This window comes from Streptomyces sp. NPDC087845, from assembly GCF_044742755.1.
Taxonomy (GTDB): domain Bacteria; phylum Actinomycetota; class Actinomycetes; order Streptomycetales; family Streptomycetaceae; genus Streptomyces.
Map to the genome: position 1 here is coordinate 51,744 of NZ_JBIUVC010000013.1, position 17,163 is coordinate 68,906.

Genomic DNA, 17,163 nt, shown 5'->3' on the forward strand with positions numbered 1-17,163 from the left:
CGTGGCTGGTGGAGTAGTGGACGGTTTGAAAACGTACGAGGTGCGCACCTACGGGTGCCAGATGAACGTCCACGACTCCGAGCGGCTGTCGGGGCTGCTGGAGGACGCGGGTTACGTACGTGCCGCGGACGGCTCCGACGGCGACGCCGACGTCGTCGTCTTCAACACCTGCGCGGTCCGGGAGAACGCAGACAACAAGCTGTACGGCAACCTCGGCCGGCTCGCCCCGATGAAGACCAGGCGGCCCGGCATGCAGATCGCCGTCGGCGGCTGCCTGGCGCAGAAGGACCGCGACACCATCGTCCGGCGGGCCCCCTGGGTGGACGTCGTCTTCGGCACGCACAACATCGGCAAGCTGCCGGTGCTGCTGGAACGCGCCCGCATCCAGGAAGAGGCGCAGATCGAGATCGCCGAATCCCTGGAGGCCTTCCCGTCCACGCTCCCCACCCGCCGCGAGTCCGCCTACGCGGCGTGGGTCTCCATCTCCGTCGGCTGCAACAACACCTGCACCTTCTGCATCGTCCCGGCGCTCCGCGGCAAGGAGAAGGACCGCCGCACCGGCGACATCCTCGCCGAGATCGAGGCACTGGTCGCCGAGGGCGTCTCGGAGATCACCCTGCTCGGCCAGAACGTGAACGCGTACGGCTCCGACATCGGCGACCGCGAGGCGTTCTCCAAGCTGCTGCGCGCCTGCGGGAGGATCGAGGGCCTGGAGCGGGTCCGCTTCACCTCGCCGCACCCCCGCGACTTCACGGACGACGTGATCGCGGCCATGGCCGAGACGCCCAATGTGATGCCTCAGCTGCACATGCCGATGCAGTCGGGCTCGGACACCGTCCTCAAGGCGATGCGGCGCTCCTACCGGCAGGAGCGCTTCCTGGGCATCATCGAGAAGGTGCGTGCCGCGATGCCGGACGCCGCCATCTCCACCGACATCATCGTGGGCTTCCCCGGCGAGACCGAGGAGGACTTCGAGCAGACCATGCACGCGGTCCGCGAGGCGCGCTTCGCCAACGCCTTCACCTTCCAGTACTCCAAGCGCCCCGGAACCCCGGCCGCCGAGATGGAGGGGCAGATCCCCAAGGAGGTCGTCCAGGAGCGGTACATGCGCCTGTCCGCCCTCCAGGAGGAGATCTCCTGGGAGGAGAACAAGAAGCAGGTCGGCCGGACGCTGGAGATCATGGTCGCGGAGGGCGAGGGCCGCAAGGACGGCGCCACCCACCGCCTCTCCGGCCGCGCCCCCGACAACCGCCTGGTCCACTTCACCAAGCCGGCCGAGGACGTGCGTCCCGGCGATGTGGTGACCGTCGAGATCACCTACGCCGCCCCGCACCACCTGCTCGCCGAGGGCGCTCCGGTGGGCGTACGGCGGACCCGGGCCGGGGACGCCTGGGAGAAGCGCACCGCCACCGAGGCCGCCAAGCCTGCCGGAGTGATGCTGGGCCTGCCCGGTATCGGCGCCCCGGCGCCGCTGCCGGCCGCGGCGGCCCCCGGCTGCGGCTGCGACTGACACCGGCGGGAGACGGACGGCGGCGGCCGACGGGCTTGCCGCGCCCAACCAGTACGCTGCCCACCATGCTTGTCGCCGCCGCTGTCTGCCCCTGCCCGCCCTTGCTGGTACCCGAGGTCGCCGCCGGTGCCGCGCCCGAGCTCGACGCCCTGCGGGACGCCTGCTCCGACGCCCTCGGCGTGCTGGCCGCGGCCCGGCCCGATCTGCTGATCGTGACCGGGCCCGCGGACCACGCGGGCCGCGGACCCCACCCCGAGGGAGCCACCGGCACTTTCAAGGGCTTCGGCGTCGATCTGGACGTCCGGCTCGGACGCGGCCACGGGGCCGTGACCGACCGCCCCCTTCCGCCGTCCCTGACCGTCGGCGCCTGGCTGCTCGCCCGTGCGCAGTGGGCCGCGGCGCCGGTGGAAGGGCTCGGCGTCGGCGAGCCGCTCGAAACGACTCGCTGTGCGAGCACCGGACGGGACTTGTCCGCCAGGGCGGAACGGGTGGCGCTGCTGGTCATGGGCGACGGCAGTGCCTGCCGCTCGCTCAAGGCCCCCGGCTATCTGGACGACCGTGCCGAGGCGTTCGACGCGGCGGCCGCCTCGGCGCTGGGCACCGCCGACCCCGGGGCGCTGATCGCGCTGGACGCGTCGCTGGCGCACGCGCTCAAGGCGGCGGGCCGGGCACCCTGGCAGGTGCTCGCGGGCGCGGCCGAAGGCGCTGGCCTGGGCGGGCAGTTGCTGTACGAGGACGCTCCGTACGGCGTGGGCTACCTGGTCGCCACCTGGTCCTGAGCGCGTCCGTGGCTGCGCGGGCACGGACGGCGGCCGTGCGGCGTCGTCACCCCACGGCCGTCCGTCCAGTTCGATCGGCTGGTCGGAATTCAGGATGCGGGCGGCGTGCCCGGCGGCGTACCGCTCTCGTCCTGCTCGGTGCCGGCCTCGTCGTGCTTGGTGCCGGCCTCGTCGTGCCTGTGGGACAGGCGCTCGACCGCTTCCTTGGCCTTCCTCGTGCCGGACTCGATCTTGTCGCTGTACTTGCCCTTGGTCTTTTGGTCGACCGTCCGCGCGGCCTTGTCGAGACCCTGGTCGATCTTGTCCCCGTGCTGATGCGCGAGATCGCCGACCTTTTCCTTGGCGGGGCTCAGCTTCGCCTTCAAACTGTCCAGGAAGCCCATCGGGCACCTTCCCTGCTGGGGGACTTCGGTCGGGCGTGTTCTCCGGCCTCGCTGCCGGGCTGCCTCGGAGGGCGAACGGCAAACCATGAAAAAACGCCCGTATTCACTTAGGAATTCTACTGGTACGGCCGAAGATCCGCGCCGTTCGGAGCGGGAGCGGAGGGCAGTCGCCCCGCTCGTTCGGGAAGAGGGTCGGAGGTTTGCGAGACTGGGGCGGTGAGAAGCTCAGCTCCCGCACCGCGGGTCATCACCGTCGTCGGTCCCACTGCGGCCGGAAAGTCCGATCTGGGGGTATTCCTTGCTCAGCAGCTCGACGGCGAAGTGGTCAACGCCGACTCCATGCAGCTCTACCGGGGGATGGACATCGGCACCGCGAAGCTGACGCTGTCCGAACGCGGAAGCGTTCCGCATCATCTGCTGGACATCTGGGACGTCACCGAGACCGCCAGCGTCGCCGAGTACCAGCGGCTGGCCCGGGCGCAGATCGACCGGCTGCTCGCCGCGGGCCGTACCCCCGTCCTCGTCGGCGGCTCCGGGCTCTATGTGAAGGGCGCCATCGACGCCCTGGAGTTCCCCGGCACCGAGCCCGACGTCCGGGCCAGGCTGGAGGAGGAACTGGCCGAGCGCGGTTCCGGGGCGCTGCACGCCCGGCTTGCCGCCGCCGACCCCGAAGCGGGCCGGGCCATCCTGCCGAGCAACGGCCGCCGGATCGTGAGGGCCCTCGAAGTCATCGAGATCACCGGCAAGCCCTTCACCGCCAACCTCCCGGGTAACGATGCGGTGTACGACACCGTCCAGATCGGCGTCGACGTGGCCCGCCCCGAACTCGACGAACGCATCGCCCTGAGGGTCGACCGGATGTGGGCGGCCGGACTCGTGGACGAGGTGCGGGACCTGGAGGCGCACGGCCTGCGGGACGGACGGACCGCGTCCAGGGCGCTCGGCTACCAGCAGGTGCTGGCCGCGCTGGCCCAGGAGTGCACCGAGGACGAGGCGCGCGCCGAGACCGTTCGCGCCACCAAGCGATTCGCGCGCCGCCAGGACTCGTGGTTCCGCCGCGACCCGCGGGTCCACTGGCTCAATGGCGCCGCGGAGCACCGCGGGGAACTCCCGCACCAGGCGCTGGCGTTGGTCGAACGAGCGGTTACAGCCTGATCACGTGATGGCATCGGGAAGCCCTGCCCGTCATTTCGGTGACCGGGAGCGTGCCATCATCGAGCATCGATCGACCAGTGGAGTCCGAGTTGGGAGGGCGCGTGGCGATGGAGGCCGGCCCTCGCGACACAGGACACGACGCACCGGACACGCTGCACGACGCAGGAAGCTTGAGCCCCGACGGGCCCGATGAGCTCGATGTGACCCCCGAGGTCGAGGTCGAGCTGCGGCCCGCGCGGCGTCTGCGCATCTGGCAGCTCGCGCCGATCGTCATGCTCGCCACCGTGGGATCGCTGATGTTCGCGTTCCCGCTGGCGTTCGAATTCGGCGACGGCGGCGCGGTCGTCGCCATGCTGGGCCTGCTGATCAGCTGCTGCGCCGCGGGCTGGGGCATGATGGCCGCCCGCCGCGTGGGATACACCTGGCCCGGACTCCCGCAGCGGGGCTCGGGCGGGCGGGCCGACTGGCGCGTGATCGCCCTGTACGTCGCCGTGTGCGCCGCGCTGGTCGCACTGTCCGTCTGGCGCGTGGCCCGGCTCCGCTGACGGACGCGGCGGCTCCGTCGGCGCGCCGCCGGTCCGGTGCCCGGATCCCTCCCGTCTCCACGCGCCGTCGCGCGGCCCGATTTCGTCGGCTGTCGGTGCCGCCTCGTACAGTTGCTCCGTGAGCACCTCGCAGATCACCTTCCTCAAGGGCCACGGCACCGAGAACGACTTCGTGATCGTTCCCGACCCGGACAACGCCTTCGACCTGCCCGCGTCCGCCGTCGCCCGACTGTGCGACCGCCAGGCCGGCATCGGTGGTGACGGGCTGCTGCATGTCGTACGGTCCGCCGCGCATCCGGAGGCGCGGGCCATGGCCGACGGGGCCGAGTGGTTCATGGACTATCGCAACGCCGACGGCTCGATCGCCGAGATGTGCGGCAACGGCGTACGGGTCTTCGCCCACTATCTGCGGCGTGCCGGGCACGTCGAGGAGGGCGACCTCGCCGTCGCGACCCGGGGCGGCGTGAAGAAGGTGCACATCGCCAAGAGCGGTGACATCACGGTCTCCATGGGGCGCGCGCTGCTCCCCGAGGACGGCGTCACGGTCAGCGTGGACGGCCGCAGCTGGGCCGCCCGCAACGTGAACATGGGCAATCCGCACGCGGTCGCCTTCGTCGACGACCTGGCGCACGCCGGAGATCTGCTCTCCGTACCGCCGTACAGCCCTGCCGCCGTCTACCCCGACGGCGTCAACATCGAGTTCGTCGTGGACCGCGGGCCGCGCCACGTCGCCATGCGGGTCCACGAGCGAGGCTCGGGCGAGACCCGCTCCTGCGGCACGGGTGCCTGCGCCGTCGCTGTCGCCGCGGCCCGCAGGGACGGCGTCGATCCCGCAAAGACCGAAACCCCGGTCACGTACACGGTCGATCTGCCCGGCGGCACCCTCGTGATCACCGAGCGGCCCGACGGCGGGATCGAGATGACCGGAGCCGCCGTGATCGTCGCCGAAGGCACGATCGACCCGGCCTGGCTCGAAACGGTGATCGGCTAGAGCTTCGCTCGAATGGGTGATCCGTTTCACGCTGAGCGAGAGCCGGACTCCGCCACGTGGTGGGCTCGGTAGCATCAAGCACCGGCCCGGAGGCGCGACCGCGCCCTCCCACCGCCGGTCGACGTCGCCGGAGGTGCCCCATGAGTGCAGAGGCCGCCAACCCAGGTGCTCCCATCCGCAGACGGGGCCGGCCCCGGATCGATCTCCGCAGGCTCGGCCGCGTCGCGCTGCTCGGCCCGGTCTCCCGGGACCGACTGCCCGACGCGATCGGTCATGTCGCCGAGGCCCACCGGGCCCACCACCCGGATGCCGACCTCTCCGTCCTGCACCGGGCGTACGTACTCGCGGAGTCCTCGCACCGCGGGCAGATGCGCAAGAGCGGCGAGCCGTACATCACGCACCCGCTCGCCGTCACGCTGATCCTCGCCGAGCTCGGCGCCGAGACCACGACGCTCACCGCCTCGCTGCTCCACGACACCGTCGAGGACACCGAGGTGACTCTCGATCAGGTACGGGACCAGTTCGGCAAAGAGGTCTGCTACCTCGTCGACGGCGTCACCAAACTCGAAAAGGTCGACTACGGGGCAGCGGCCGAGCCCGAGACCTTCCGCAAGATGCTGGTCGCCACCGGGGACGACGTCCGGGTGATGTCGATCAAGCTCGCCGACCGGCTGCACAACATGCGCACCCTCGGCGTGATGCGCCCCGAGAAGCAGGCCAGGATCGCCAAGGTCACCCGGGACGTGCTGATCCCGCTGGCCGAACGGCTCGGAGTCCAGGCACTCAAGACCGAACTGGAGGACCTCGTCTTCGCGATCCTCCACCCCGAGGAGTACGCACACACCCGCGCACTGATCGCCGCCGCGTCCGCCCGGCCGGACGCCCCCGGCGCCGCCGCCCGGGCCCCGCTCGCGGCCATCGCCGAGAATGTCGGGGCGGTACTGCGGGAGGCCGGCATCCCGGCGGAAGTCCTCATCAGGCCGCGCCACTACGTCTCCGTGCACCGGGTCAGGATCAAACGCGGAGAACTGCGCGGCACCGACTTCGGCCGCCTGCTGGTCCTCGTCGGAGAGGACGCCGACTGCTACGCCGTGCTCGGTGAACTGCACACCTGCTTCACGCCGGTGATCTCCGAGTTCAAGGACTTCATCGCCGCCCCCAAGTTCAACCTGTACCAGTCACTGCACACCGCGGTCGTCGGCCCCGACGGGGCGGTCGCCGAAGTCCTCATCCGTACGCACCGGATGCACAAGGTCGCCGAGGCAGGCGTCATTGCCCTCGGCAATCCGTACGCCGCGGACGGCGGCTCCGGGCTCCAGACCGCCGAACCCTCGGACGGCGAGCGCGCCGACCCGACCCGGCCCGGCTGGCTCTCCAGGCTCCTCGCGTGGCAGCAGTCCGCCCCGGACTCCGACACCTTCTGGACCACGCTCCGCGCCGACCTCGCCCAGGACCGGGAGATCACGGTCTTCCACACCGGCGGCGGCACGCTCGGGCTCCCCGCCGGAGCCAGCTGCGTAGACGCCGCCTACGCGCAGTACGGGGACGAGGCGCACCGCTGCATCGGCGCCCGGGTCAACGGCCGGCTGGCCACCCTCGGCACCGTACTGAGCGACGGCGACACCGTGCAGCTGCTGCTTTCCGAGGACGCCGGATCCGGCCCCTCGCCCGACTGGCTCGACCACGCCCGCACCCCCGCCGCCCGCATCGCCATCACGGGCTGGCTCGACACCCATCCCGCGGACGCCCAGAGCCCGCACAACAGCAGGCCCACGGAGCCCAGGCCGTCCGAACCGCAGCCCCAGGGATCCGGCACCCCCGGCACCGACTGGGCCGGGGACGGCACCGCGGACGCCGTGGTGGACCGGCCGGACGCGACCGTACGTCTCGCGGGCTGCTGCACCCCCGCACCCCCCGACGCCGTCACCGGGTTCGTCGTGCGCGGCGGCGCCGTCACCGTGCACCGGCTGAAGTGTCCCACGGTGTCGCGGATGCAGTCCGTCGGCCGGGTGCCGGTCCCGGTGACCTGGGGCGATGTGGCCGGGTGCCGGGTCACCCTGGTCGCCGAGTCCTTCGGACGCCCCCGGCTGCTCGCCGATCTGACCGAGGCGATCGCCACGGCGGACGCGGCGATCATCTCCGCCACCGTCGAACCCCCCAGCGAACAACGCGTCCGGCACACCTACACCTTGCAGCTCCCCGATGCAGCCGGGCTCCCGGCGCTGATGCGTGCGATGCGTGACGTCCCCGGGGTGTACGACGTGAGCCGCGCCCGGCATCCGGCAGCCACCGTCTGACTTCCGCCGACTTCCGCGCCCGATTCCCCGTCCGATTCCGCCGCACAGCGCCATCTGCCTCGGCGATCTCGTTCGAGTGGCGCGGCGCGCGCCGCACCTGTCCCGGCGGGAGTCGCTGGTAGCGGTAGTTCATGCCGTTCATCTCCCGCCGTCTGCGGGCCGCCCTGCTGGCCACCGCATCGGCCGCCCTCATCGCCGCCGCCCTCCCCGCACCCGTGCCGCTCGGCATCGGCGACCCCCTCTTCCCGCACCTCGGCAATCCCGGATACGACGTCCTGTCGTACGACATCGGACTGACCTACCGGGGCAGCAACAGCGAGCCGCTGGAGGCCGTGACCACGATCGACGCGCGGACCACCGAGCCGCTGGACCGGATCAACCTCGACTTCACCCGGGGCACGGTCCGAACGGTCGAAATCAACGGTCTGCGCGCCGACTTCGCCGTGGCGGACGAGGACCTGGTCATCCAGCCGCCCGGCCGGCTCCCGGCCGGAGTGCCGCTGCGCATCACCGTCCGGCACACCAGCGACCCGCGCGGCGACCGGGAAAGCGGCGGTTGGCTGCGCACCGCCGACGGACTGGCCATGGCCAATCAGGCCGATGCCGCACACCGGGTCTTCCCGAGCAATGACCACCCCGCCGACAAGGCGTACTTCACCTTTCGGATCACTGCCCCCAAGGACCTGACGGTGGTCGCCAACGGTCTGCCCGCCGGCAGGACCCGGCACGGTGCCGACACCACCTGGACCTACCGGACCGAACACCCCATGGCCACCGAACTGGCCCAGGTCACCATCGGCCGTTCCACCGTCCTGCGACGCACCGGGCCGCACGGACTGCCGGTACGCGACGTGGTGCCGAGTGCCGACCGCAAGCGGCTGGAACCCTGGCTCGCCAAGACACCCGCTCAGCTGGAATGGATGGAACAGCAGGTCGGCCGCTACCCCTTCGAGACGTACGGGCTGCTGGTCGCCGCCACCGAGACCGGCTTCGAGCTGGAGACCCAGACGCTCTCGCTCTTCGAACGGTCCCTGTTCACCCGGACCGCCTCCCCCGAGTGGTACGTCGACTCGATCATGGTGCACGAGCTCGCCCATCAATGGTTCGGCGACAGCGTCTCCCCGCACGCCTGGTCCGATCTGTGGCTCAACGAGGGACATGCCACCTGGTACGAGGCACGCTACGCAGAGGAGCACGCAGGCAAGCCGCTGGAACGCCGCATGCGTGAGGCGTACGTCAAGTCCGACGGCTGGCGCGCGGCCGGTGGCCCCCCGGCCCGCCCCGACACCCCGGCGCCCGGACAGAAGCTCAGCCTGTTCCGGCCAGTGGTGTACGACGGCAGCGCACTGATCCTCTACGCGCTGCGCCAGGAGATCGGTGAGGACGCGTTCGACCGGCTGGAGCGGCGCTGGGTGAAGAAGCACCGCGACGCCAACGCCGCCACCACCGACTTCGTGCGGCTGGCGTCGCAGGCCGCGGGCCGCGACCTGACCTCGTTCTTCGACGGCTGGCTGTACGGCGCGAAGACCCCGCCGATGCCGGGGCACCCGGACTGGCACAGCGCCAAGCCCGCCGGACAGCGATAAACCCGAGTGACGAGCTCGGCGGACCATGCCACTATCGACGGGTCGACGCGGCGGCCCGACTGCGGATTCCCGACTGGTGGGAATCATCGGGAGAGGTCACGCGTTGTGACTGATGTAACGGATTTCAATCGACGTAAGGATCCAATGACCTCCTCTTCTTCCCTTCCCCAGGACGCGCAGAAAGCGCAGAGCGCTACGGAGAATGCCACCGAGAGCCTCACCGAGAGCCTTCGGGCCGACGCCCTGATGGAAGAGGACGTCGCCTGGAGCCACGAGATCGACGGAGAGCGGGACGGCGCGCAGTTCGACCGCTCCGAGCGCGCCGCCCTGCGGCGTGTGGCGGGACTCTCCACCGAGCTCGAGGACGTCACCGAGGTCGAGTACCGGCAGCTGCGCCTGGAGCGCGTGGTGCTGGTCGGCGTCTGGACCTCGGGGACCGTGCAGGACGCGGAGAATTCCCTCGCGGAGCTGGCCGCACTCGCGGAGACGGCGGGTGCTCTGGTGCTCGACGCCGTCTTCCAGCGCCGCGACAAGCCCGACCCCGCCACCTACATCGGCTCGGGCAAGGCGCTGGAGCTGCGCGACATCGTCCTCGAATCAGGGGCCGACACCGTCGTCTGCGACGGTGAGCTCAGCCCCGGCCAGCTGATCCATCTGGAAGACGTCGTCAAGGTCAAGGTGGTCGACCGGACCGCTCTGATTCTCGACATCTTCGCCCAGCACGCCAAGTCCCGGGAGGGCAAGGCGCAGGTCTCGCTGGCGCAGATGCAGTACATGCTGCCGCGGCTGCGCGGCTGGGGTCAGTCGCTCTCCCGCCAGATGGGCGGCGGCGGTTCCAGCGGTGGTGGTGGCATGGCCACCCGCGGCCCAGGTGAGACCAAGATCGAGACGGACCGGCGTCGGATCCGCGAGAAGATGGCGAAGATGCGCCGGGAGATCGCGGAGATGAAGACCGGCCGCGAGATCAAGCGCCAGGAGCGCAAGCGCAACAGGGTGCCGTCGGTCGCCATCGCCGGCTACACCAACGCGGGCAAGTCCTCGCTGCTCAACCGGCTGACCGGTGCGGGCGTCCTTGTGGAGAACGCGCTGTTCGCCACCCTGGACCCGACCGTGCGACGGGCCGAGACGCCGACCGGCCGGATCTACACCCTGGCCGACACGGTCGGGTTCGTACGGCATCTGCCGCACCACCTCGTCGAGGCGTTCCGCTCCACCATGGAGGAGGTCGGTGAATCCGACCTGATCCTGCACGTGGTGGACGGCTCGCACCCGGTGCCGGAGGAGCAGCTCGCCGCGGTGCGCGAGGTGATCCGCGAGGTGGGCGCGGTGGACGTGCCCGAGATCGTGGTGATCAACAAGGCGGACGCGGCCGATCCGCTGGTGCTGCAGCGGCTGCTGCGCATCGAGAAGCACGCGATCGCCGTATCGGCGCGCAGCGGCGCCGGTATCGAGGAGCTGCTCGCACTCATCGACACCGAACTGCCCCGGCCGTCGGTCGAGATCGAGGCACTCGTGCCGTACACCCGGGGCGGGCTCGTCTCCCGGGTGCACGCCGAGGGTGAGGTGATCTCCGAGGAGCACACGTCGGAGGGCACCCTGCTCAAGGCGCGGGTCCATGAGGAACTGGCGGCCGACCTCTCCTCGTTCGTCCCCGTGGCGCACTGACCGCAGCAGCCGGTGCGGCCCTGTACGGACCGATGGCCCGCTCCCCTCGTCGGGAGCGGGCCATCGGGCGTTCGGGCTCCGGATGTGCCGGCAGCCGCCACCGGCCGCCGGACTTCTCGCTCATCGTGGTGAAGACGCCCTGCGCGCCCTTGCCCAGGCGGGGTCCGGCGAGCCGGCCCGATGCACCGCTGCCCGGGTTCTCCGGGTCCTTGACGACTGTGCCCGAGCAGGCCATGGAACTCTCGGGGAAGTCGAAGAACACCTTGCCGACCGGGGCGGCGCAGTCGTGGTACGGAGTCTTCTCGCGCTCGGCCCCGACCGGAGCGGGCTCCGGGTCGGTGACGCCCTGGTCGCCGGAGAGGTCACCGGCCGCCATGGTCTTCGCCGGTTCCTCGGCGGACCTACGGTGTGGACCGTGCTCCGCGCCACGCGGACACCGCCCACCCGGAGCGCCGGAAGGGCCCCGGCGGGCAACTGCCGCGCAGGGGCCCCGATGGACCGTCACCGTCACCCGGACCGCGCCGGGTGACGGTCCGTCGTCACTGTCCCGCGTACTTCTTGCTGACCGACTCGTACACCGCCTTGGCCTCCTTGCCGAACCGCGGCCCGGCCAGCCAGCCGGCCGTGACCGGGCCGATGGAGGTGTTCGAGACCAGCACGGGCTTGCCGTCCTGGCCCGCCGCGACCCATCCGCCGCCGGACGAGCCGCCGGTCATGGTGCAGCCGATGCGGTACATCGTGGGGTCCTGTGCGGTCAGCGAGAGCCGGCCGGGCTTGTCCGCGCACTGGAACGCCTTCTGGCCGTCGTACGGCGGCGCGGCCGGGAAGCCGGTGGCCGTCATGCCGGCGATCTCCGGCACGGCCGGGGCGTTGAAGTCCACGGGCAGCGCGGAGCCGACCGTCTCCTCCAGGGACTTGCCCGCCGAGCCCTTCTCCGGCGTGACATGCAGCACCGCGAAGTCGTACGGAGCACCCTGCCCGCCGACCGAGGAGCCCTGCGAGATCCACTGGTCGGACGTCTGCGCCCACTGGCCCCACCACACGCCGTAGGGCGCGATCTCCTGCTTGGTCGCCTTCTCCAGCTCGGCCGTCGACAGGCCGCCGTTGTTGTACGACGGAACGAAGGCGATGTTGCGGTACCAGCCGCCCTTCTTACCGGCGTGCACGCAGTGTCCGGCGGTCCACACCAGGTTGGACTTCCCGGGGTGCGCCGGATCCTTCACCACGGTCGCGGAGCAGACCATGGAGCCCTCGGGACTGTCGAAGAGCAGCTTCCCGGACTCCGCGGCGTTGGCGTGGTACGGCGTCCGGACACCGGCGGCCCGGACCGGCGCGGGCGTCGGGTCCGTCACGCCCACGTCGCCCGAGATGTCATTGTCGACCGGCTTCTCCGGCGCCTTGTCGGCATCCCGCATCCGGTCCGGGTCCCAGAGGCCCTCGATGATCGGGTTGACGAAGTCCTTGGCCTCGCGCAGCCACTTGTCCCTGTCCCAGTTCTTCCACTCGCCGTTCTTCCACTGGTCGAGGTCGATCCCGTGCGCCTTGAGCCGGTCCTTCAGATCGTCCGGAATGGTGATCTTGCCGTCCGAGGACTGGCCGGCCGGGCTGCTCGGCTTGTCGCTCGCGTTGTCCTCGTCCGGCCCGCAGGCGGTGGCGGTGAGCGCGAGGACGGCGGCGACCGCGGCCACGGCGAACGTCGAGGAACGCGCGCGGCGTGAGCTCCCCCGACGGGTGGCGGGAACTGGTCGAATGAGTCGCATGTGGTGATCCCCCTGGGACTTCGTAACTCAACGCTTCTGTACTGCACTTCGGTGCCGCTCCGGACCGGCCGTGCCGAACGTCCGGCGGGCAGTCGAAAGAATGCCCGAGCTCTCCGTGCGGCCCCCACTATGCCGGTGCCGATGGGGACGGTGTGCGGCAGGGCCACGGTTCCGCCCCCGCAAGGATCTTCGGATTTACCCGTGATCCGCCGCGCCCGGCGTCGTTGGTACGTGCGAGGGACTTGAGGGAAGCGTTCATCCCCGCAGTCCGTCCATGTGCCGACGTACCGACGTGCAACGCAACCGTTACAGCGGGAGGACCAACAGCCGTGGCCGTGACCGAATCAGCTCCGGTGGCAGCACCGGCGGTGCACGAGGGGATTCTGCGCCGCCAGTCGCTGCGTGAGTCCGCCGCCCGTACCTACGCGCGCTCACTGCCGATCGTGCCGGTACGGGCCCGTGGGATGACCATCGAGGGCGCGGACGGACGGCGGTACCTCGACTGCCTCTCCGGGGCCGGGACCCTGGCCCTCGGGCACAACCACCCGGTGGTCCTGGAGGCGATCAGGAAAGTGATCGACTCGGGCGCACCGCTGCACGTGCTGGACCTCGCGACCCCGGTCAAGGACGCCTTCACCACGGAGCTGTTCGCCACCCTGCCGCGGCGGTTCGCCGACAACGCCCGGATCCAGTTCTGCGGACCGGCCGGTACGGACGCCGTGGAGGCGGCGTTCAAACTGGTCCGCGCCGCGACCGGCCGCAGCGGACTCCTCGCCTTCACCGGCGCCTACCACGGGATGACGGCGGGAGCCCTGGCCGCCTCGGGCGGTGCCGAGGACGTCCGGGTGACGCGGCTCCCCTTCCCGCAGAACTACCGCTGCCCCTTCGGCATCGGCGGCGCCCGCGGTGCGGAGATCGCCGCCCGGTGGACCGAGAACCTCCTGGACGACCCCAAGGGCGGCACACCCGCGCCGGCCGCCATGATCCTCGAACCGGTGCAGGGAGAGGGCGGCGTGAACCCCGCCCCCGACGACTGGATGCGCCGGATGCGTGAGATCACCGAGACCCGGTCCGTCCCCCTGATCGCCGACGAGGTCCAGACGGGCGTGGGCCGCACCGGCGCCTTCTGGGCGGTCGAGCACAGCGGGATCGTGCCCGATGTGATGGTGCTCTCCAAGGCCATCGGCGGTTCCCTCCCGCTCGCGGTGATCGTCTACCGCTCCGAGCTCGACACCTGGCAGCCGGGCGCTCACGCGGGCACCTTCCGGGGCAACCAGCTCGCGATGGCGGCAGGCACGGCCACCCTCTCCTTCGTGCGGGAGAACCACCTCGCCGAGCGCGCCGCGACACTCGGCGCCCGGATGCTCGCGCGCCTCCAGGCGCTGGCCACCGACCACCCGTCCATCGGAGACGTACGCGGACGGGGCTTGATGATCGGGGTGGAGCTCATCGATCCCGAGGCCGCTCCGGGGGAAGCCAACCCGGAGCCACCGCCCGCCCCGGCCCTCGCCGCCGCCGTCCAGCAGGAGTGCCTGCGCCGCGGGCTCATCGTCGAACTCGGCGGACGCCACTCCACCGTCGTACGCCTCCTCCCGCCCCTCACCCTCACCGACGAACAGGCGACAGCGGTCGTGGACCGCCTCGCCGACGCCCTGGCAGCCGCCGAGCGCCTGCCGCACCGCAGGACCACGACCGGGTCGATCCGCTGACCCCGGACACCCTCACAAGGAAGACCGCCGTGAACCCCACCCCCGCGCCCCAGGCCGACGGCCCTCCCCCCACCGAGCAGCGAGGACAGGCCGGGCACACCGGCGGTCTCGTCGTCGAACAGACCACCGTGCCGCGCCAGAAAGCGGCACCGCACGACGAGCAGTACACCCCGAAGTGCCCGGAGGCCGGCGCGACACCCGCCGACCTCCTCGACCATCCGGACCCGCTCCGGGCCGCCGACACTGCGGGTGTCGAGAATCTGCTCCGCTGCTGGGTCCGGGAGAGCGGCATCCCCCGGCCGGTCGGGGACACGCTCCGGATCCCCCTCCCCGCAAGCGGAACCGCTCTGCTCGTCCCCGTCGTCTACTGGTCCGCCACGGGCTGGCACCGCTTCGGCACGCCTGCCCTGGAGGCGGCGCCCGAAGGAGCACCGGCCGCCGACGCCGTCACGGTCGCCGCCCTCCTGGGCCGCGAGGCCGACCACCACGCAAGCGCCGACATGGTGGCCCGGGTCGCCGACTCGGTACGGCGAACGGCCGGCTTCATCGCCGAGCGGCGCCGCACCCCCGACGCCCCGGCCGCAGCGGACCTCTTCCTCACCGCCGAGCAGTCACTCCTCCTCGGCCATCCGCTCCACCCCACGCCCAAGAGCCGCGAGGGTCTCTCCGACTCCGAATCCCGCCGCTACTCACCCGAGGTGCACGGCTCCTTCCCCTTGCACTGGATGGCCGTCGACCGGTCCGTACTGGCAGCCGACTCCGCCTGGACCGACGGAGGCCGTCCGGTGCCGGCCACGGAACTGGTCACCTCCCACACCGAGGGGCTGCGGCTCCCCGGCAACACCGCACCGATTCCGCTGCACCCCTGGCAGGCCCGTGAACTCGGCCACCGGCCCGAAGTGATGGCCCTGCTCGACGCCGGACTCCTTCACGACCTGGGACCGCACGGGAAGCACTGGCACCCCACCTCCTCCGTCCGTACCGTGCACCGGCCCGGTGCCGAGGTCATGCTCAAGCTCTCCCTCGGCGTGCGCATCACCAACTCCCGGCGTGAGAACCTCCGCAAGGAACTCCACCGCGGAGTCGAGGTCCACCGGCTCCTCCGCAGCGGACTCGCCGCGCAGTGGCATGCCGTCCACCCGGGCTTCGACATCGTCCGCGACCCCGCCTGGCTCGCCGTCGACGGCCGGGACGGAGAGCCCGTCGCGGGCCTCGACGTGATGCTGCGCCACAACCCGTTCGGTCCGTGCGACGACGCCGTCTGCATCGCCGCACTCACCGCCCCGCGCCCCCGGTCCGGCCGGACCGGCATGCGCTCACGCATCGCCGAGATCGTCCACTCCCTGGCCACCGCCACCGGAAGAACCGTGGGAGCCGTGGCCACCGAGTGGTTCCTGCGCTACCTCGACCGCGTCGTACGCCCCGTGCTGTGGCTCGACGGCCATGCCGGCGTCGCCCTCGAAGCCCACCAGCAGAACACCCTGGTGCTGCTCGACCTCCACGGCTGGCCCGTCGGCGGCCGATACCGCGACAACCAGGGCTACTACTTCCGGGAGTCCCGCCGCGCCGCACTGGAACAGCGGCTCCCCGGCATCGGATCGGCCAGCGACACCTTCGTCTCGGACACGGTCACCGACGAACGCTTCGCCTACTACCTCGGCATCAACAACGTGTTCGGCCTGATCGGAGCCCTCGGCGCCCAGAATCTCGCCGGCGAATACGTGCTCATCGCCGCCTTCCGCCGGTTCCTCGGCTCGGCCGCCGCACTGGGTTCCCCGCTGCCCGCACATCTGCTGGACAACCCCCACCTGCGGTGCAAGGCCAACCTGCTGACGCGGTTGCACGGCCTCGACGAACTCGTCGGCCCCGTCGACACCCAGTCCGTCTACGTCACCATCGCCAACCCGCTGTACGCCTGAAGGAACATGACCACCGCCTGAACCGCCGAGAGGAGAGCGACACCGTGGCTCCCGCCGATGCCCACACCGACGCCGGTCCCGGACCTGCCCCACAGACCGACACGGGCGCCGAGGACACCCTGGACCTGCCGCTCTCCGAAGAACTTCTCGCCGTGTTCGAGGAGGACGCCCCGGTCACCGGGGCACGGCCACTACCGCTCGGCGGGCCCGCGTCATCCACACCGGATGGCGTGGGCCCGGCAGGGCACACGCGGGCGGCCGTGAGCAGGCCGGCCTCCTCCGATCTGCTCGACCACCCGGCCGACTGGGGACCGGTGGCCACCCCGGCCGGAGTGTTCCAACTCGTCCCCGTCCGGCTGGAACGCGACCTCCCCGTGATCAGCCGCTGGATGAACGACCCGGCGGTCGCGGCGTTCTGGGAACTCGCCGGACCGGAAGCGGCCACAGCCGCCCACCTGAGTCCTCAACTCGACGGTGACGGACGCAGCGTCCCGTGCCTGGGCGTGCTGGCCGGCATCCCCATGAGCTACTGGGAGATCTACCGTGCGGATCTCGATCCGCTCGCGCGCCACTACCCCGCTCGCCCGCACGACACCGGAATCCACCTTCTCATCGGCGGGGTGGGCAACCGTGGACGCGGCGTCGGTACGACGCTGCTCAGAGCCGTCTCCGACCTCGTACTCGACAACCGCCCCCTGTGCGCGCGGGTTGTCGCAGAGCCCGACCTGCGCAACACCCCCTCCGTCTCCGCCTTCCTGAGCGCCGGCTTCCGCTTTTTTGCCGAAGTCGAGCTCCCGGACAAACGAGCTGCCCTGATGGTCCGCGACCGAAGCCACCGTGCCCAGCTGTGAACGAACTGAACGA

At 71.2% G+C, this 17,163-nt stretch carries 14 protein-coding genes; 11 read left to right on the plus strand and 3 right to left on the minus strand.

What is annotated here, in order from left to right; all coding sequences use genetic code 11:
• Positions 1–16 precede the first annotated feature (16 nt).
• The gene (miaB, locus tag ACIOMQ_RS29280) at positions 17–1,510 is read left to right on the plus strand and encodes a tRNA (N6-isopentenyl adenosine(37)-C2)-methylthiotransferase MiaB (RefSeq protein ID WP_362203713.1); all 1,494 of its coding nucleotides are present in this window, start codon (positions 17–19) and stop codon (positions 1,508–1,510) included.
• A 65-nt stretch (positions 1,511–1,575) separates the two neighbouring features.
• Complete coding sequence (locus ACIOMQ_RS29285) at positions 1,576–2,289, plus strand: class III extradiol dioxygenase subunit B-like domain-containing protein (RefSeq protein ID WP_402191061.1); 714 nt, start codon at positions 1,576–1,578, stop codon at positions 2,287–2,289.
• An 89-nt stretch (positions 2,290–2,378) separates the two neighbouring features.
• On the opposite strand, the gene ACIOMQ_RS29290 is transcribed toward ACIOMQ_RS29285, so the two are convergent.
• On the minus strand, positions 2,379–2,672 hold the full coding sequence (locus ACIOMQ_RS29290) for an antitoxin (protein WP_362203395.1): 294 nt from the start codon (positions 2,670–2,672) through the stop codon (positions 2,379–2,381).
• A 216-nt stretch (positions 2,673–2,888) separates the two neighbouring features.
• Between ACIOMQ_RS29290 and miaA the strand changes: the two genes are divergently transcribed.
• The 6 genes from miaA to hflX all read left to right on the plus strand — a co-directional run bounded on the left by miaA (position 2,889) and on the right by hflX (position 10,911).
• The gene (miaA, locus tag ACIOMQ_RS29295) at positions 2,889–3,827 is read left to right on the plus strand and encodes a tRNA (adenosine(37)-N6)-dimethylallyltransferase MiaA (RefSeq protein ID WP_401263506.1); all 939 of its coding nucleotides are present in this window, start codon (positions 2,889–2,891) and stop codon (positions 3,825–3,827) included.
• Positions 3,828–3,934: 107 nt separating this feature from the next.
• A complete protein-coding gene (locus tag ACIOMQ_RS29300) occupies positions 3,935–4,372 on the plus strand; it encodes a hypothetical protein (RefSeq protein WP_362203716.1) in 438 nt (145 codons plus the stop codon).
• A 118-nt stretch (positions 4,373–4,490) separates the two neighbouring features.
• On the plus strand, positions 4,491–5,363 hold the full coding sequence (gene dapF / locus ACIOMQ_RS29305) for a diaminopimelate epimerase (RefSeq protein WP_401935985.1): 873 nt from the start codon (positions 4,491–4,493) through the stop codon (positions 5,361–5,363).
• A gap of 140 nt (positions 5,364–5,503) precedes the next feature.
• Entirely contained in the window at positions 5,504–7,660 is a 2,157-nt protein-coding gene (locus tag ACIOMQ_RS29310) for a RelA/SpoT family protein (protein ID WP_402191064.1), read from the plus strand.
• Positions 7,661–7,791: 131 nt separating this feature from the next.
• On the plus strand, positions 7,792–9,246 hold the full coding sequence (locus tag ACIOMQ_RS29315) for a M1 family metallopeptidase (protein ID WP_362203407.1): 1,455 nt from the start codon (positions 7,792–7,794) through the stop codon (positions 9,244–9,246).
• A 144-nt stretch (positions 9,247–9,390) separates the two neighbouring features.
• A complete protein-coding gene (hflX, locus tag ACIOMQ_RS29320; protein ID WP_362203410.1) occupies positions 9,391–10,911 on the plus strand; it encodes a GTPase HflX in 1,521 nt (506 codons plus the stop codon).
• Here the strand turns inward: hflX and ACIOMQ_RS29325 are convergent.
• Both ACIOMQ_RS29325 and ACIOMQ_RS29330 read right to left on the minus strand, forming a co-directional pair.
• Positions 10,847–11,287 (minus strand): hypothetical protein, encoded by a 441-nt coding sequence (locus ACIOMQ_RS29325; RefSeq protein ID WP_401263785.1) that lies wholly within the window; start codon positions 11,285–11,287, stop codon positions 10,847–10,849. The two genes, hflX and ACIOMQ_RS29325, sit on opposite strands and share 65 nt — an antisense overlap.
• Positions 11,288–11,450: 163 nt before the next feature.
• Positions 11,451–12,671: a trypsin-like serine peptidase gene (locus ACIOMQ_RS29330; RefSeq protein ID WP_402191067.1), complete on the minus strand. Its 1,221-nt coding sequence runs from the start codon at positions 12,669–12,671 to the stop codon at positions 11,451–11,453.
• Between the two features lie 329 nt (positions 12,672–13,000).
• On the opposite strand from ACIOMQ_RS29330, the gene ACIOMQ_RS29335 reads away from it, so the two are divergent.
• From ACIOMQ_RS29335 to ACIOMQ_RS29345, 3 genes are read left to right on the plus strand one after another with little or no spacing between them, the layout of a single operon-like run.
• Positions 13,001–14,380, plus strand: coding sequence for a diaminobutyrate--2-oxoglutarate transaminase family protein (locus ACIOMQ_RS29335; protein ID WP_362203416.1), 1,380 nt, complete (start codon positions 13,001–13,003; stop codon positions 14,378–14,380).
• Between the two features lie 29 nt (positions 14,381–14,409).
• Positions 14,410–16,299: an IucA/IucC family protein gene (locus ACIOMQ_RS29340; RefSeq protein ID WP_362203419.1), complete on the plus strand. Its 1,890-nt coding sequence runs from the start codon at positions 14,410–14,412 to the stop codon at positions 16,297–16,299.
• 44 nt (positions 16,300–16,343) lie between these two features.
• Positions 16,344–17,150 (plus strand): GNAT family N-acetyltransferase, encoded by an 807-nt coding sequence (locus ACIOMQ_RS29345; RefSeq protein ID WP_401263509.1) that lies wholly within the window; start codon positions 16,344–16,346, stop codon positions 17,148–17,150.
• The last annotated feature ends 13 nt before the right edge of the window (positions 17,151–17,163 follow it).

Excerpts from the sequence above, each read along its gene's own strand:
- ACIOMQ_RS29285 (WP_402191061.1), top strand. The coding sequence starts at position 1,576 with ATGCTTGTCGCCGCCGCTGTCTGCCCCTGCCCGCCCTTGCTGGTACCC.
- ACIOMQ_RS29290 (WP_362203395.1), bottom strand. The coding sequence starts at position 2,672 with ATGGGCTTCCTGGACAGTTTGAAGGCGAAGCTGAGCCCCGCCAAGGAA.
- ACIOMQ_RS29300 (WP_362203716.1), top strand. The coding sequence starts at position 3,935 with ATGGAGGCCGGCCCTCGCGACACAGGACACGACGCACCGGACACGCTG.
- ACIOMQ_RS29310 (WP_402191064.1), top strand. The coding sequence starts at position 5,504 with ATGAGTGCAGAGGCCGCCAACCCAGGTGCTCCCATCCGCAGACGGGGC.
- ACIOMQ_RS29315 (WP_362203407.1), top strand. The coding sequence starts at position 7,792 with ATGCCGTTCATCTCCCGCCGTCTGCGGGCCGCCCTGCTGGCCACCGCA.
- hflX (WP_362203410.1), top strand. The coding sequence starts at position 9,391 with ATGACCTCCTCTTCTTCCCTTCCCCAGGACGCGCAGAAAGCGCAGAGC.
- ACIOMQ_RS29325 (WP_401263785.1), bottom strand. The coding sequence starts at position 11,287 with ATGGCGGCCGGTGACCTCTCCGGCGACCAGGGCGTCACCGACCCGGAG.
- ACIOMQ_RS29330 (WP_402191067.1), bottom strand. The coding sequence starts at position 12,671 with ATGCGACTCATTCGACCAGTTCCCGCCACCCGTCGGGGGAGCTCACGC.